This window comes from Aeromonas molluscorum, from assembly GCF_051376105.1.
Lineage (GTDB): Bacteria > Pseudomonadota > Gammaproteobacteria > Enterobacterales > Aeromonadaceae > Aeromonas > Aeromonas molluscorum.
This window is the reverse complement of record NZ_JBPQCY010000001.1, coordinates 140,432-156,653: the sequence shown is the minus strand read 5'-3', so window position 1 is coordinate 156,653 and position 16,222 is coordinate 140,432. Positions and strand designations below refer to the sequence as shown.

Annotated in this window: 12 protein-coding genes; 5 read left to right on the top strand and 7 right to left on the bottom strand. The window is 60.6% G+C overall.

The features are described from left to right. Positions 1-168: 168 nt before the first annotated feature. Complete coding sequence (locus tag ACSMDR_RS00690) at positions 169-813, bottom strand: YitT family protein (RefSeq protein ID WP_436466680.1); 645 nt, start codon at positions 811-813, stop codon at positions 169-171. 791 nt (positions 814-1,604) lie between these two features. Between ACSMDR_RS00690 and ACSMDR_RS00685 the strand changes: the two genes are divergently transcribed. Then, a complete protein-coding gene (locus ACSMDR_RS00685) occupies positions 1,605-2,516 on the top strand; it encodes a DMT family transporter (protein WP_436466679.1) in 912 nt (303 codons plus the stop codon). Between the two features lie 119 nt (positions 2,517-2,635). Then, positions 2,636-3,982 (top strand): exodeoxyribonuclease VII large subunit, encoded by a 1,347-nt coding sequence (gene xseA, locus ACSMDR_RS00680; protein WP_436466678.1) that lies wholly within the window; start codon positions 2,636-2,638, stop codon positions 3,980-3,982. 63 nt (positions 3,983-4,045) lie between these two features. On the opposite strand, the gene hutW is transcribed toward xseA, so the two are convergent. Further along, complete coding sequence (gene hutW / locus ACSMDR_RS00675; protein WP_436466677.1) at positions 4,046-5,392, bottom strand: heme anaerobic degradation radical SAM methyltransferase ChuW/HutW; 1,347 nt, start codon at positions 5,390-5,392, stop codon at positions 4,046-4,048. Positions 5,393-5,659: 267 nt separating this feature from the next. On the opposite strand from hutW, the gene ACSMDR_RS00670 reads away from it, so the two are divergent. Next, positions 5,660-7,255 carry a methyl-accepting chemotaxis protein gene (locus tag ACSMDR_RS00670; RefSeq protein ID WP_436466676.1) on the top strand — a complete coding sequence of 532 codons (1,596 nt, stop codon included), beginning with the start codon at positions 5,660-5,662 and terminating at the stop codon, positions 7,253-7,255. Between the two features lie 99 nt (positions 7,256-7,354). Here the strand turns inward: ACSMDR_RS00670 and aroG are convergent, their stop codons facing one another. From aroG to ACSMDR_RS00645, 5 genes are all read right to left on the bottom strand, one after another. Next, positions 7,355-8,410, bottom strand: a complete 1,056-nt coding sequence (gene aroG / locus ACSMDR_RS00665; RefSeq protein ID WP_436466675.1) for a 3-deoxy-7-phosphoheptulonate synthase AroG — start codon at positions 8,408-8,410, stop codon at positions 7,355-7,357. A 223-nt stretch (positions 8,411-8,633) separates the two neighbouring features. After that, positions 8,634-9,917 (bottom strand): 3-phosphoshikimate 1-carboxyvinyltransferase, encoded by a 1,284-nt coding sequence (gene aroA / locus ACSMDR_RS00660; RefSeq protein ID WP_436466674.1) that lies wholly within the window; start codon positions 9,915-9,917, stop codon positions 8,634-8,636. Between the two features lie 211 nt (positions 9,918-10,128). Further along, a complete protein-coding gene (gene serC, locus ACSMDR_RS00655; protein ID WP_436466673.1) occupies positions 10,129-11,217 on the bottom strand; it encodes a 3-phosphoserine/phosphohydroxythreonine transaminase in 1,089 nt (362 codons plus the stop codon). 266 nt (positions 11,218-11,483) lie between these two features. Beyond that, positions 11,484-12,404, bottom strand: a complete 921-nt coding sequence (locus tag ACSMDR_RS00650; protein WP_436466671.1) for an electron transfer flavoprotein subunit alpha/FixB family protein — start codon at positions 12,402-12,404, stop codon at positions 11,484-11,486. After that, entirely contained in the window at positions 12,401-13,183 is a 783-nt protein-coding gene (locus ACSMDR_RS00645) for an electron transfer flavoprotein subunit beta/FixA family protein (RefSeq protein ID WP_436466670.1), read from the bottom strand. The genes ACSMDR_RS00650 and ACSMDR_RS00645 overlap by 4 nt, the downstream gene beginning before the upstream one ends. A 137-nt stretch (positions 13,184-13,320) precedes the next feature. Between ACSMDR_RS00645 and ACSMDR_RS00640 the strand changes: the two genes are divergently transcribed. Continuing rightward, a complete protein-coding gene (locus ACSMDR_RS00640) occupies positions 13,321-14,967 on the top strand; it encodes an electron transfer flavoprotein-ubiquinone oxidoreductase (RefSeq protein ID WP_436466669.1) in 1,647 nt (548 codons plus the stop codon). A gap of 200 nt (positions 14,968-15,167) precedes the next feature. After that, positions 15,168-16,115, top strand: coding sequence for a magnesium/cobalt transporter CorA (gene corA / locus ACSMDR_RS00635; RefSeq protein ID WP_005898440.1), 948 nt, complete (start codon positions 15,168-15,170; stop codon positions 16,113-16,115). Positions 16,116-16,222: the final 107 nt, after the last annotated feature.

The following is a 16,222-nucleotide window of genomic DNA, read 5'->3' as shown; positions in this document are numbered from 1 at the left end:
TTCAGTCGTAAAATGGCCCTTTTTACGCCGAATAATGTTCCGGCGCAGCCCGAGTGATTTCAGATGGACACCAAGGCACGCTCAGCGCCCTCCCCCGAGCTCTTCGGCTGAGACCGTTGCAATGAGGCTCGACTTATCAAGAACCTCATGAGTCTTGTGTCGCGAGAATTACCCCTGGTAGCGACCGGGCTTGTGCCAGTTCATCAGCATGGCATTCATGGCCAGGGCACTCAAGGCCGACCAGAGCAGCAAGGAGGCTGGCAGCAGGCTCGAGGAGAGCGTAAATAGCAGCAGATCCAGCAGCATCTGGGTCTTGCCTGCATTGATGCCAAACCTGGCCTGCAGCCAGAGCGTCACCACGCCAGTACCACCGACCGAGGCATTGTGACGGGCGAGTGACAAGACCCCCATGCCGATGAAGGTACCTCCGACCAGGGCGGCAAACAGCGGATGTATGTAGGTGACCGTCTGCAGATGGGGCACTATCTGGCTGGTCGCCGCGAGGGCGATATTGACGATCAGCGTCTTCAAGGTGAAGGCGCGCCCCATGCGGACATAGCAAAACAGCATGAAGGGGATATTGGTCAAAATGAACAGCAAGCCGATGGGCAGCTCGACCAGATAGGAGAACAGCAGCGCCATGCCCGCCACGCCGCCGGTGATCATGTCGGCCAGCTTGAGCATGTAAAGACCGATGGCAATGAACATGACCCCCAGTGTCAGGCCATAGACATCATCCTTGACGTTATGGACAAGCCCGGCATTGATGCCTGCTGGCGGTAATGTCGCCTCGTTTGCCATGCCGTTTACCATAAGACTCCTTGTGATGGACCGATAGAAACCCTGCCGTCAGGGAAAGGCGTCAGCGCCAGATCTGAGCTAACGCGGTACTTGCGTCTTGATAACGCAGCAAAAATGACGCCAACCGTGATAAGTCGCTGCGCTTTGCGAATAAATTCGGTTCATTGAACCACCATTACCACTTTAATTAGCATTTTAATCCACCTCAGCGACCCCCAACGTGGGCCAACCAGCATGAACAGGATTTATTGGGTAATAAGCCCCATCTGATGGCCTCCCCGCATCGTCCCCTCTCAACCACAACCCTTGCCAGACAAGGACTGGCTACTCAAAAGATGATCCAGGTGGTGGGGCTGGCATGGGTGCCTTGGCAAAGAGTGCATTGAGAGCGAACTTGATGACTCGGCAATCCTAATGACTAGCGCCAAACATGCACCACTTTGGTACAACACAGCACCTTGGTGGTGCAAACGCACTGTTGCGCGATGACTGCGGAGCATCTTCACCAGAGCCCAAGAATCAGACGGCAGTCGTAAGGATGGGGATTGAATAGGCGCCAAACGGAGGCTCATCTGCCATCAAAAAAGTGGCGGCTCATGTGATGAGGCTCTTAGCCAGCGCCCCGTGATCCACGCTCAATGCCCAGCGCCGCAAGATTGACACAACAGACGGGAGCGTATCGCGCCGACAGTATCGTCATCCATGGCCCAATCCGGTAGTTGTCATCGGCTAGTCCGCCCTTCATGATGCGGGCTATGCCTGCGCCTGGGCGTACATGATTGCAACCATTTCAAGGAAGTAAGATGAGAACATCGGATTATGCAAGGCTGTTATTGCTGGCCGCCATCTGGGGAGCCAGCTTTCTGTTCATGCGTATTGCCGCCCCTGCGTTTGGCTCAATCAACACCGCTTTTTTACGGGTCTTGTTCGCTCTGATCGGGTTAGCCATCATCTTGCTGCTGATGCGATCTCCTCTGCGCTTTGAAGGCAAGCTCAAGCCCATCATGCTGCTTGGGATCATCAACTCAGGCATCCCTTTTCTGATGTACGCCATTGCCGCACTCTGGTTACCCGCCGGCTACTCGGCGATCTTGAATGCGACCACCCCCTTGATGGGCGCCCTGATCGGTTTTTCCTGCTTCAGCGAACAGTTAAGTGGCCGCAAGTGGCTGGGGGTCGTGTTGGGGCTCCTTGGTATCACCCTGATCACCACGACTGGCGAGGTTGCGCTGAGCGAAACCGTCATCACGGGGGTACTGGCCTGCCTGATTGCCACCGCCTGCTACGGCTGTGCGGGTTTCCTGACCCGGCGCTGGATCACGGCGCGCGGCGGCCTGGATGTCAAGCTGGTCGCCTTTGGCAGCCAGCTGGGCGCCACCCTCTTCCTGCTGCCCTTCTTTGGCTATGGGGTGACGGCCGGCCCCGTGGTTGATTGGGCCATTCCCGAGGTGTGGGCCAGCATATTGGCCGTCGGCTTTATCTGTACCGCACTCGCCTATCTTATCTATTTCAGGCTGATCGCCGACATTGGGCCGCTGCGTTCCCTGACGGTAACCTTCCTCATCCCTCCCTTTGGCATATTCTGGGGTTATCTGGTGTTGGGCGAGACCCTCACCGAAGGCTTCATGCTCGGCGGTGTCATCGTTTGCCTCTCGGTCTGGCTGGTGGTCAGTCCGGCCAAGCCCATACCGAGCCAGGTGCTGGGCAGCAAGTGATCATCCTGTGGCCAAACCGGGGGAGGTGCTCGGCTCCTGGCCTGAACTGCGCTAAGATGGCGCCATCGTCTCACCTCCCCGCGTCCACCATGGACACTGGGACAGCAGAAGGGCCCAGCGTGAGCCAGTCCAATCAACAGCAAGTGTTTACCGTCACCCGCCTCAATAGCGCAGTACGCATGATACTGGAGCAGGATCTGGGGCTGGTATGGCTGACCGGAGAGCTCTCCAACCTGGCGATGCCAAGTTCGGGGCACTGGTACTTCTCCTTGAAAGACATCTCGGCCCAGGTACGTTGCGCCATGTTCAAGGGCAACAACCGCCGGGTACCGTTTCGCCCGCAAGATGGCATGCAGGTGCTGGTGCAGGCCCGGGTCTCCCTCTATGAGCCCCGCGGCGAATATCAGTTGATCATCGAGTCCATGCAACCGGCCGGGGATGGTGCCCTGGCCCTGCGCTTCGAGGAGCTCAAACGCCGCCTCGCCGCAGAGGGTCTCTTTGATGCAGCCCGCAAACGCCCGCTCCCCACTAATCCCAAGGCGGTGGGCATAATCACCTCGGCCACCGGGGCGGCCCTGCACGATATCCTCACCGTGCTGGGACGCCGCGCCCCCTCACTGCCCATCTTCATCTATCCGGCGCAGGTACAGGGCAACATGGCCAGTGGCCAAATAGTGGCCGCCATCGAGCTCGCCAATCGCCGCGCCGAGGTGGACGTGCTGATCGTCGGCCGTGGTGGTGGCGCCCTCGAAGATCTCTGGTGCTTCAACGAGGAGCGGGTCGCCCGGGCCATTCACGGCTCGGCCATCCCTGTGGTGAGCGCCGTGGGCCATGAGGTGGATATCACCATCAGCGATCTGGTGGCTGACTTGCGCGCGCCCACCCCCTCCGCCGCTGCCGAACTGGTGGCGCCGGATCAGAGCGAGCGCATCAATCAGCTCAATCGCCTCACCCAGCGCCTGAGTCAAGCCATGGCCCGCCAGCAGACCCAGCAGGTCCACCACTTCACCCTGCTCGCGAAAAGGCTTGAGCATCAAGACCCCAAACGCCGTCTCGAGCAGCAGTCCCAGCGCCTCGATGAACTGGGTAACCGCTTGCAGCAATTGCTGAGTCAGCGCCTGCATCAGGGGGAGCGACGGCTCAACCAGCTCACCCAGCGGCTGCAATCCCAGAGCCCTGAACGGCGTCTGGCACAGGGTCGGCGACGCCATCAACTGGCAGAGGCGCGCTTGCATAGCCTGATGGGCAAGCGGCGCGAGCAGGCCGAACATAAACTGGCCATGCTCAGTGCCCGCCTCGATGGAGTCAGCCCCCTCGCCACCCTGGGGCGCGGCTACTCCATCACCCGCAGCCAGCAGGGTGAGGTTGTGAGTCATGCCCGCCAGGTGAGTGCCGGACAGTCGCTGGTCACTACCCTGGCAGAGGGCCACTTGCTGGTGCGGGTAGAAGAGGTGCACAACCGATAACTAACAACGGGGGGCTTTGCAGCGCCCCCGTTTTATCCCCTCCTTTTTGTTGGCGCAGCACTGTCACACCAGCGAGTGACCCGCGGCCCCGGTCGGGTGGGCAGATGCCGCGTCGGCTCCCGCCGGTGGATTGAGTTGCACATATTCGAACAGACCAGCCTGTAGATTGATGGTCCAAAAACGCCCCGCCAGGGTCAGCTCAAGCCGCTCCCCGGTCAGCACAGCCAAGCCATGTTGCTGCCAGGCCTGAAACAGCGGCAGCAGCTGCGCCTTCACATCGTCAGGTAAAAGTGCCAGCACCAACCCGCCAGTGTCGAGGGCACCGCGCAGCAGCGCATCCAGCTCGGCATGGGGATTGCGTCCCATGACCATGCCGGGAGCCCGCCTCCCCGCGGCCAGCGCCTGATGCCAAGGCGTCAAGTCCCGGCCGTACATCAGGCCATGCCCGTGCACATTTCCCCCCGCCCCGGCCCCAAACGGCAGGATCTCGGCGCCACCTTTGGCCATCTGGTTATAACGACTCTGCTCGCTGTCAGTGCGTCGCCAATGGCTGCAAGAGAGGCGCTGCCAACCGCCCTGCTCCAGGGTTTGAGCGCCATACCCGTACATGGTTGCCCGCTGCGGGCCATCGGCCGCCCAGCCGAGCCGGCCTTTATCCTGCGCCCTGTCTAGGTGGGTGCCCGGCATGGGGATCAGCTGATAGAGATCCACGCCGTGCACACCGCTGGCCATCACATCCGCGATGTCCTGGCGCCAGATGGCATCATCCTGCCCGGGTAGACCAAAGATAAGATCCGCCACTATCACGGCCTCATCGACCCGGGTCAGTTCGGCAAGTCGCGCCAGCACCCGCTCCCTCTCATCGATACGGGCCGCCTGTTGGCGAACTTGCGTGTCAAAGCTCTGCACCCCGAACGAGAAACGGTTGAACCCGCCCGCCAGGGCCGTCTGCCACTTCTGCTCATCGAACCCGTTAAGCCGCCCCTCAAGGGTCAGCTCTGCATCCTGGGTCAGGGGGAAACGTTGTATGACCTCAGCCAAGCGGGCCAGATCCCCGGCCGCCATGTCGGTCGGCGTGCCGCCGCCCACATAGACCGCCGCAAAGGGGGCACTTTGCGCCAGGGGAGTCTCTGCCCCCTGTCGCAGGTTTTCGCAAAGAGCCGCCATATAACGGCTCATCCGCGCCGGATTTGCCCCATTTTCGAAGAAATTGCAGAAGCTACAGCGCTTTTTGCAAAAGGGGATATGAATATAAAGGGCGCGATCCCTGGCCCCGGTCGCCTCTTGCCACCAGCGCTGCCACCCCTTGTCATCCAGAGCCAGGGGTCTGGCACCTCCCCGACTGGCATGGGCCGCTATTTTGGCGGTAAAGGCAAATTTAAGGGGATCCGGGCTGGACAGTCCGGTCATGGTTGGCGTCAGTATCATCGGAGGTGGGATCTGCTAGGGGATATTTATACGAATGATAACCACTATCAATAACCACGAAGCTTGCGCCAGATCAACGCCCTGACCAATAACAACACCTGGCTACCCCTGGTTAACGCCATTCATGGATCCAGTTAACAGAATCCTTACTAAAGCCGGGGTAATGTGAGCCGATAGAGTACCAAGCTTGCTGCATTGCCATGCCTGCCAAGTGACAGACCCCTTCCCCGTATCTGGACTCAGTTACCCATGCAAAACCTCTCGCTCAACTGGAAGATCTTTCTCCCCCTGGCCCTGGTAATAGGCGCCAGTTTCGCGCTCAGCTTCGAGCTCTCAGCCTGGTTGCAACGCGATCTGGCCCTGCGCCTGGCGGGCGAGAAGGTGGAGAGCACGGCCAACAGCTACATGGATCAGCTCAACGTCATGATGATGACGGGGGTCATCGCCAACCGCGCCATAGTACAGACCAAGATAATGAGCGAGGCCGGGATCACGGAAGCTCGGCTGATCCGCGCCCCTGCCGTCAGCTCGCTGTTTGGCCCAGGTCATCCGGATCAACAGATCGTCGATGGGTGGGACAAGCGTGCCATTGAGCAGGGAGAGACCTTGCTCGAACAAAAAGGCAACCAGCTCACCCTGATAAAACCCTTCAAGGCGTACAAAGAGTACCGTGGCACCCAGTGCCTCACCTGCCATCAGGTCGCCGAGGGAACCGTCATGGGAGCCGTGCGCATCAGTTACGACTTGAGTCACATCTTTGCCGAGATCCGCCACAACAACTGGCTGCTGAGCGGGTGCCTGGGGTTGGTATTTGGCTTAGGCTTTGGCCTGCTGTGGTGGGTGCTGCAGCGTTACGTCAAACGTCCCGTCTATCGGCTGCAGCGCACCATGGTGCAGATGGCCAAGGAGCGGGATCTCTCCCTGCCCCTGGTCAACCAGAGTCAGGATGAGCTGGGTCAGATGACCCGCGCGGTCAACGACATGGTGCAAGGCTTTCGCCACAGCCTGGCCGAGGTTGAGGGTGCCACCGCCGAGCTATACCGGGAGTCGAACCAGATCCGCCAGGTCGCGACCCAGACGGAAGGGTCGGCTCGCCAGCAGGAACAGATGACGACCCAGGTCGCCACCGCGGTGGGCGAGCTAGCCGCCAGCTCCCACGAAGTCCGCGAACATGCTCGCCACAGCGCCGAGCTCTCAACCCTCACCAATGACGATGCCGCCAACACCAGCCGCCTCGCCCGGCACTCCATCACCGACATGGGTGAGATGTCAGCCGAAATTGCCCGGGTCGACACCGTGATCCAGCAACTCGATAGCCGCTGCCTCGCCGTGGATGGGGTATTGGAGGTGATCAAGGGGATTGCCGATCAGACCAACTTGCTGGCCCTCAACGCGGCCATCGAGGCCGCCCGTGCAGGTGAACAGGGACGCGGCTTTGCCGTGGTGGCCGATGAAGTCAGGGCGCTCTCCAGCCGCAGCCGCACCGCCAGTGAGGAGATAGCCCGGATGATTGCCGCCCTGCAGCAGGAAGCCCAGAGTGCCGTGCAGGTCATTGGCGATGCCAAGCTCAAGGCGAATGACAGCATTCAGAAGACGGAAGCCACGTTGGCGGCAATGCAGACCATCATCGATCGCATCGCCAATATCAATGATCTCAATGCCCAGATGGCGCAGTCAGCCCAGGAGCAGGACAGAGTCTGTCAGGAGGTCGATGGCGCCGTGAACGAGATCCGCAGCACATCGAACGATACCCTGAGCCAGGCCCACAGCGCCAATCTCGCCAGCGAGCAGCTGGTCACCCAGTGCCTGAAGCTCGAAGCCCTGCTCAAGACCTACCGCTGGTGATGAACCACACAGTGCCTGCGGTTTCAGCCATTGCCGGGCAGCCATAAAAAAAGCGCGACCTCGGTCGCGCTTGTTCGTTGCAAGCCATCAATAGGGTGATCAGCGTGCGTTGCGCTCGGCCACTGCCTCTGCCAGGGTACGCAACAGGCTTTCGGTATCGTCCCAACCGATGCAGGCATCGGTGATGCTCTGACCGAAGGTGAGCTGGCATCCTTCCACCAGATCCTGGCGACCTTCCACCAGATGGCTCTCGACCATGACCCCGAATACGGCCTTGCTGCCGGCACGGATCTGGCCCGCCACATCCTCGGCCACCAGCATCTGGTTCTTGTACTGCTTGCTGCTGTTGGCATGGCTGAAGTCGATCATCACCTTCTGGGGCAGACCCGCCTTGTCCAATCCCTTCACGACCTCATCCACATGGGCGGCGCTGTAGTTCGGTTCGCGGCCACCGCGCAAGATGATATGACAGTCCGGGTTGCCGGCGGTGGAGACGATGGCGGAGTGGCCATACTTGGTCACCGACAGGAAGTGGTGTGGCGCACTGGCGGCGCCGATGGCGTCGATGGCGACCTTGATGGTGCCGTCTGTGCCATTCTTGAAGCCCACCGGGCAGGAGAGACCGGAGGCCAGCTCACGGTGTACCTGGGATTCGGTGGTACGGGCACCGATGGCACCCCAGCTCATCAGATCCGCCACGTATTGCGGCGTGATCATGTCGAGGAACTCGGAGGCGGTCGGCATACCCAGATCGTTGAGCTCAAGCAGCAGCTTGCGACCGATGCGCAGGCCGTCATTGATCTTGAAACTGTTGTCCAGATGGGGGTCGTTGATCAATCCCTTCCAACCAACAGTGGTGCGCGGCTTCTCGAAATAGACCCGCATCACTATCTCCAGCTGATCCTTGTACTGATCTCGCAGGGTCTTGAGACGCTTGCCGTATTCGATGGCGGCGACCGGATCATGGATGGAACAAGGACCAATCACCACCAGCAGGCGCTGATCTTCACCGGTCAGGATGTTGTGGATCCCCAGGCGGGACTCAAATACGGTGGAGACGGCCGCCTCGGTCGCCGGAAACTTCTCAAGCACCGCAACCGGGGGCAATAACTCTTTGATTTCACTGATACGAACGTCGTCGGTTTGATGCTGCATACTTCGGCTTCCTGCTTGGCTAGACACATTGCTTGCACCAATCTAGCCCGAGCAACCCCAGAGTGTAAATAGAAAATTACATCACACAATAAAATATCTTTAAGCGGATCATTGCATGTTACTGAAATGATGCTAGCCAGTCATGGGCGGTGTGCCAAGTCCATGAAAAAGGCCCGCAAGATGCGGGCCTTTGCTCAAGATGTCAGGGGCAGCAGACCGCCCGTCAAACCACCTGGCTGATGCTGGCGAGCTTCTCGAAGTAATCGGGGAAGGTCTTGGAGGTGCAACCCGGATCATTGATGGTCACCGCGGTGTCCGACAGCGCCACCAGAGAGAAACACATGGCGATGCGGTGATCGTTGTAGGTATCGATTGCCGCATGCTGCAACTGGGCAGCCGGGGTCACTGTGATGAAGTCGTGACCCTCCTCCACCTCGACGCCCAGCTTGCGCAGCTCAGTCGCCATGGCAAACAGACGATCCGTCTCCTTCACCCGCCAGTTGTAGATATTGCGGATGGAGGTGGGCCCTTTCGCAAACAGCGCCGTGGTGGCTATGGTCATGGCTGCATCCGGGATCTGGTTCATGTCCATGTCGATGCCATGAAGCGGCGCCTGCTCGGCCTCGATGAAGTCGTCGCCCCAGGTGATGCGGGCGCCCATCTTCTCCAGCACGTCGGCAAAGTGAATGTCGCCCTGAATGCTGTGTTTGCCGATACCGGTGACGCGCACCTTGCCCTTGATGGCGCCCGCGGCCAGGAAGTAGGAGGCGCTGGAGGCATCCCCTTCCACCAGGAAGTCACCCGGGCTGACATAGCTCTGGTTGCCCTTGATGTAGAAGGTCTGATAGTTGTCGTGCTCAATCACCACACCGAACTGCTTCATGATGTGCAGGGTGATGTCGATGTAGGGTTTGGAGACCAGTTCACCCTTGATGTGGATACGCGTGTCACCGGCGGCCATGGGCGCGGCCATCAGGAAGGCGGTCAGGAACTGGCTGGAGACGGAGCCATCTATGTGAACGTCGCCGCCCCAGAGGCCTTTGGCATCGATGGCCAGCGGCGGGAAACCATCGCGCTTGAGGTACTGCACATGGGCACCGGCCTCGCGCAGGGCATCGACCAGGTGACCAATGGGGCGCTCCTCCATGCGCGGCTCGCCGGTCAGCATGTATTCGCCTGAACCCAGGCAGAGGGCGGCACAGAGCGGGCGCATGGCGGTACCGGCATTGCCGAGAAAGAGCGTGACAGACTCGCTCACCGCGAAGCTACGGCCCAGGCCTTGCACTTCACACACCGTTTTGTCGGCGGAGAGTTTGTATTTGACCCCGAGCTGGCCGAGGGCCGCCAGCATGTGGCGAATGTCATCGCTGTCGAGCAGGTTGGTGAGGCGGGTGGTGCCCCGAGCCAGGGCTGCCAGCAGCAGGGCTCGGTTAGAGACACTCTTGGAGCCGGGTAGATTCACGACCCCTTCGACACGGGCGATAGGTTCCAAACGCAACGAATTCATAGCCTTCCTGTACTGATATCAAAAAACACCTGCCCGGACGTTATCAGCCAAGGAGAGTGAGGGCAAGGCTCTTGCTTGCCCCCCTCTCCCCTGACTTGCAGGGTGGGTGCCAAAGTGAAACGAGACGGCGCCCCGAGGAGCGCCGTTGCATAAACGTGGCCGCGGCCACGCTCAGAGGCGCGCCAGCGCTGAGTCATTCAGCTGGCCTGGCTCAACCGTGCTGCTTGGCAAAGCGCTCCATGAACCCCACCAGGGCTTCGACCCCGGCCAGCGGCATGGCGTTGTAGAGGCTGGCCCGCATGCCACCGACGATGCGATGACCCTTGAGTGCCAGCAGGCCCGCGGCCTCGGATTCGGCCAGGAACAACTTGTCCAGGGTGTCATCCTTGAGCTGGAAGGGCACGTTCATGCGCGAGCGGCAGGCCGGGTCCACCTGATTGGCATAGAAGCTGGAGTCATCTATGTAGCCATAGAGCAACTCGGCCTTGGCACGGTTGCGCGCCTCTATCTCGGTCAGGCCCCCTTGTTCTTTCAACCACTCGAACACCAGTGCAGCCAGATACCAGGCATAGGTAGGCGGGGTGTTGAACATGGAGTCATGCTTGGCGGTCAGGGCGTAATCAAACACCGCGGGCACATCCGCCCGGGCCTGGGCCAGCAGATCGTCCCGGACGATGGCGATGGCGAGGCCAGAGGGACCGATATTCTTCTGGGCACCGGCATAGATGACACCAAAACGGCTCACATCCATCGGGCGCGAGAGGATGGTGGAGGAGAGATCCGCCACCAGCGGCACGTCTCCGGTGGCCGGGATGTCGAACATCTCTATGCCGTCGATGGTCTCATTCGGGCAGTAATGGACATAAGCGGCCTCGCTGCGAAACGCCGGGGTCGGCAGCAGGTGGCTTATCCCTTGCGCCGTCTTGGCCACTCCGGCGTGGGTCAGGATGTCGCCATACTTGTGCGCCTCATCCACGGCGCTCTGGGCCCACACACCAGTCAGCAGGTAGTCGGCCTTCTTGTTGGCACCGCCGAGCAGGTTCATGGGTACGGCAGAGAACTGGCCGCGACCACCGCCATGCATGAACAGCACCTTGTAGTTGGCCGGAATGGCGAGCAACTCGCGCAAATCCGCCTCGGCCTTCTCGGCGACCGCCATGAAGGGCTTGCCGCGATGGGAAAGCTCCATGACAGAGGCACCCAATCCCTGGAAATTACAAAATTCGCGCTGGGCGCGTTCCATGACTTCGACCGGCAACATGGCGGGGCCGGCGCAGAAGTTGTAAACCTGTTTGCTCATGACACTTTCCGTGAGGTGGTAAAGAGTGAAGGACTTCCCCGTTTTTACACGAAACAGCGCCCCTTCGGCAAAGGATTTTTGGGAGCTGACTCAAGGTTTTGCCGCCCTGGCCTTGCAGCTCGTCAATATCGATCAGGTGAAAGCGGCTGGCCCAAAGGCCAGGCAGATGAGGCGAGTGTCCATAACGGCACAAACCCCGCCGAGGCAGGGTCTGTGGTCAGAACAACGACGTTTTCAAGGGCCACTCCCGGCTGCTCGCCCCGGGCTCAGAGCTTGGCGGTCAACTCGGGAAGCAGGGTAAACAGATCCCCTACCAGGCCATAATCGGCAATCTGGAAGATGGGCGCTTCCCCATCCTTGTTGATGGCCACGATCACCTTTGACTCCTTCATACCCGCCAGATGCTGGATGGCGCCCGAGATCCCGACGGCGATGTAGAGTTCGGGGGCCACCACCTTGCCGGTCTGCCCCACCTGCAGATCGTTGCCGACAAAACCCGCATCCACGGCGGCGCGCGAGGCCCCCACCGCCCCGCCCAGCTTGTCGGCCAAGGCTTCAATCAGCGCGAATTGCGCCTTTGAGCCCAGGGCCCGCCCCCCGGAGACCACCACCCGGGCACTGCCAAGCTCCGGGCGGCTCGACACCACGGCCTGGCGGGAAACCAGGCGGGTACGCGTCGCTATAGTCAGGGACGGCAGGGCCTCAACGGGCGCACTCGCCTCTCCCATGACCGCCGTGGGGAAGCTGCTGGCGCGCAGCGTCATCAGCTTGATGGGCGCACTGCTCTGCACCCGGGCGATGGCATTGCCCGCATAGATGGGGCGCAGGAAGGTATCGGCTCCCTCGATGGCGGTCACCTCGGAGAGCATCTCCATGCCAAGACGCGCCGCCATGCGGGGCAACAGATCCTTTGCCGTCGAACTCGCCGCCATCAACACATAGTGGTAGTCCTGGGCCAGGGCTGCGAGGGGCTTGTCCAGGCCATCGCACCAGTTGCAGCCAAGCTCCGCCAGCCGCACCCGTGTTACCCCTTGCAGGCGGGCAGCCTCCGTGGCCGCCTGGGTGATCTGGTCACCCAGCAGCAGCAGATGAATGTCGCCCTGCAGGGCCTTGGCAGCCCCGACCAGCTGGGCCGTGCTGACCGCCAGCGGGCCCTTCGCTTGCTGCGCAATGATCAATATGCTCATGGCAGTACCTTCGCCTCATGCTTGAGTTTGTCGATAAGTTCATCCACCGAGCCAACCCTTGCCCCGCCGCTGCGCACCGGGGGTGCCATGACCCCCAACTGCCGGTTCTGAGCAAGTGGGCTGATGCCCAGCGCGACAAAGGGCTCCGTCTCCAGCGGCTTGCGTTTGGCCTTCATGATGTTGGGCAAGGAGGCAAACCGCGGCTCGTTGAGACGCAAGTCCACCGTCACCACCGCCGGCAGCGCCATCCCCAGCGTCTCCAGCCCGCCATCCACCTCACGGGTCACCAACAGCTCATCCCCCGCCCATTCGATGGCCGAGGCAAAAGTGGCCAGGGGCCAGTCGCACAGCGCCGCCAGCATCTGGCCGACCTGATTGTTGTCCGAATCGATGGACTGCTTGCCAAGCAGCACCAGATCCGGTTGTTCACGCTCGCAAACGACCTGCAGGGCCCGGGCCACGGTCAGGGGATCGAGTCGCTCGTCGCTGGTTCCCGGCGTGGAACCGCTATCCGATGTGACATAGTGCAGGGCGCGATCCGCCCCCAGTGCCAGGGCATGGCGTAGCTGTTCGCTTGCCGCGGCCGGCCCCAGGGTCACCACCACCAATTCGCTGGCAAGGCCCGCTTCACGCAGCCTGACTCCCTGCTCCACCGCGATCTCGCAGAATGGATTGATGCCCATCTTGACGTTGGCCAGCTCCACGTCGGAGCCATCGCTCTTGACCCGGATCTTGACGTTGTAGTCTACGACCCGTTTGACTGCGACCAGCAGCTTCATTCGGACACTCCTCATCCTGTTGTTCGGTAGGCTTGCGCCACTACCATCCATGAATAATTCCGTATTGAGAGTTTACAGCTAGGTTGACGTTTACGTAAACTAACACCACCCTAGGCCAAGTCGAGCACGGAGGCAAGATGGAACGAGAAGCAATGGAATACGATGTGGTCATCGTGGGAGGTGGCCCCGCGGGGCTCAGTGCCGCCATCGCCCTCAAGCAACGCGCGCCGGATTGCAGCGTCTGTCTGCTGGAAAAAGGGGCAGAAATAGGGGCTCATCTGCTCTCTGGCGCCCTGCTCGATCCTCGCGCCCTGCAGGAGCTGTTGCCCGCGCGCTGGCAGCAGGCGCCCCTTGGCACCGAAGTCAGCGAAGATCAGCTCTGGCTGCTGCAAAGTGACAGTCGCGCCACTCGGTTGCCTCACTGGGCCTTGCCCCCCAGCATGAACAATCAGGGTTGCCGCATCATCAGCCTGGGCACTCTCTGCCGCTGGCTCGCCAAGGAGGCCGAGTCCCTTGGGGTCGAGATCTACCCGGGGTTTGCTGCTAGCGAGCTCATCATCGAAGCCGGGGTGGTCAAGGGCGTGCTCACCGGCGATCTGGGTCTGGACAAGGCTGGCAAGCCCAAAGCGGATCATGTGCCCGGCATGGCGCTGCTCGGGCGCTATACCCTGCTGGCGGAGGGCGCGCGCGGGCACCTCGGCAAGCAAGCCATCCAGCAATTTGAACTGGCAAGCCCCACCCAGCCCCAGCACTATGCCCTCGGTTTCAAGGAGCTATGGCAGGTGCCTGCGGCTCAATCCCGGCCCGGCCAGGTGCTGCATGGCAGCGGCTGGCCCCTCGGCGTTCAAGCGGGCAAGACTCGCAGCCATGGCGGCTTCTATCTCTATCATCTGGCGGACAATCAGGTCTCGGTCGGGCTCATTGTCGATCTCAACTACCAGAATCCCTGGCTCAGCCCCTTCGACGAGTTTCAGCGTTTGAAACAGCACCCTTTGCTCAAACAAGTCCTGCAAGGGGGTGAGCGCATCAGCTATGGTGCCCGCGCCATCACCAAGGGCGGCTGGCATTCACTGCCGCGCATGCACTTTCCCGGCGGCCTGTTGCTCGGCTGTGACGCAGGCACCCTGGATTTTTCCCGCATCAAGGGCATTCATTCCGCGATGAAGAGTGGCCTGCTGGCGGCCGAAACCCTGCTGCCCCACTTGGGTAAAAAGGAGCAAGGGGGACGGAAACTCGCCGACTATGACCAGGCCCTGGCGAGCAGCTGGCTCGGTGCGGATCTCAAGCAGGCCCGCAACTTCGGCGCCGCCTTGCACAGCGCCGGCCCCTGGCTCGGCGGCGCCTTCAATTGGCTGGAGCAGCGGTTGTTCAAGGGACGCTCCCCGTTCCAACTGCTGGACAAGGGTGAAGATTACCGCGCCCTCAAGGCGGCCAATCGCTGCCAGCCTATCATCTATCCCAAGCCCGACGGGGTGCTGAGCTTTGACAAGCTCTCGTCCGTCTATCTGGCCAACACCAACCATGACGAAGACCAGCCCTGCCATCTGCGGTTGCAGGATGCGCGCATCCCCGTCGAGGTCAATCTGCCCACCTGGGCCGAGCCCGCAGTGCGATACTGCCCGGCCGGGGTATTCGAGCTGGTGACCCTGGCTGAACAGCCCCACCTGCAGATAAACAGCGCCAACTGTATCCACTGCAAGACCTGCGATATCAAGGATCCGAGCCAGAACATTATCTGGACCCCCCCACAAGGCGGCAGTGGACCTAACTACCCCAATATGTGATCCGACCAGGGGCGTTTTTTGGACAAACGGGATGAATATCAGCTGAATAAGCCCTGACAATGGCGGCGAGCGCCTGTATAGTTCGCCGCAGTCAGGTTGCCCATCGGCCCCGCTATGCTTCATACGATCCCCTTCTTGGGATCAAAGCCGCATGAACCTGTTCAACCATCCCTGATAACCCAAGACTTTAAGGGGGACAGATGATCACCGCCTACATCCTCAACAACAAGGTGCTCGACATCGTCACGCTCGGTCCTGACGATATCCTGCCCGACAACACCGTCTGGCTCGATGCCTACAAGCCTGACGCGGCGGAGCGAGAATGGTTGACGGGACTCTTTCTGGAAGAAGTCCCAGACAAAGAGGAGCTCGATGATATCGAGGCTTCTGCCCGTTTCTATTGGGACACGGACGGCCTGCATATCCACTCGCTGTTCCCCCAGCGGATCGGCCGTGACACCAAGGGTGTCCATGTCTCCTTTACCCTGCGCAACAATCTGCTGATCAGCATTCGCGAAGACGACATCGGCCTGGTACGACTGATGCGCCACTATATGCGTCAGGACAGACTGGAGGTGGAAGATGCCCTGGATGTCCTGCTCGAGGTGCAAAATCTCAAGGTCGAATACCTGTCCGATCTCATCGAAGATGGCTATAAGACCCTGGAAAATACCGCCGATCAGATCTTCGAACCCGATCAGATCAACGCCATGCTCAAAGAGCTGATGGCTCAGGAAGAGGCCAATGGCCAGATCCGCCTCTCGCTGCACGATACCCGGCGCGCGTTGCGTTTTCTCAAGCGCAGTCTGCGCCAGAAGATGACCAACGAGCAGAACAAGTGGATCGACGAGATGCTGCACGACGTGGAGTCTCTGCTGCCCCACACCCAGTTCCTGTTCGACAAGATCAACTTCCAGCTGGAGGCCTCCATGGGGGTAACCAATCTGGAGCAGAACAAGGTAATCAAGATCTTCTCGGTTGCCGCCGTCATCTTCCTGCCGCCGACCCTGATCGCCAGTATCTACGGCATGAACTTCGGTCGCATGCCAGAGCTGCAGTGGGAATATGGCTACTCCATGTCCCTGGTGCTCATGGTGCTCTCCTCCCTCGGCACTGGACTCTTCTTCAAACGCAAAGGCTGGCTGTAGCGGCTTTGGCACGGCATTATGGTACGAAGGGGCCCAAGGCCCCTTTCGTTTTGTGTCTCTGAAGCCGTTGCGCCATCCCGTCTTTTTCGCTTCAACCTCTTGCAAGC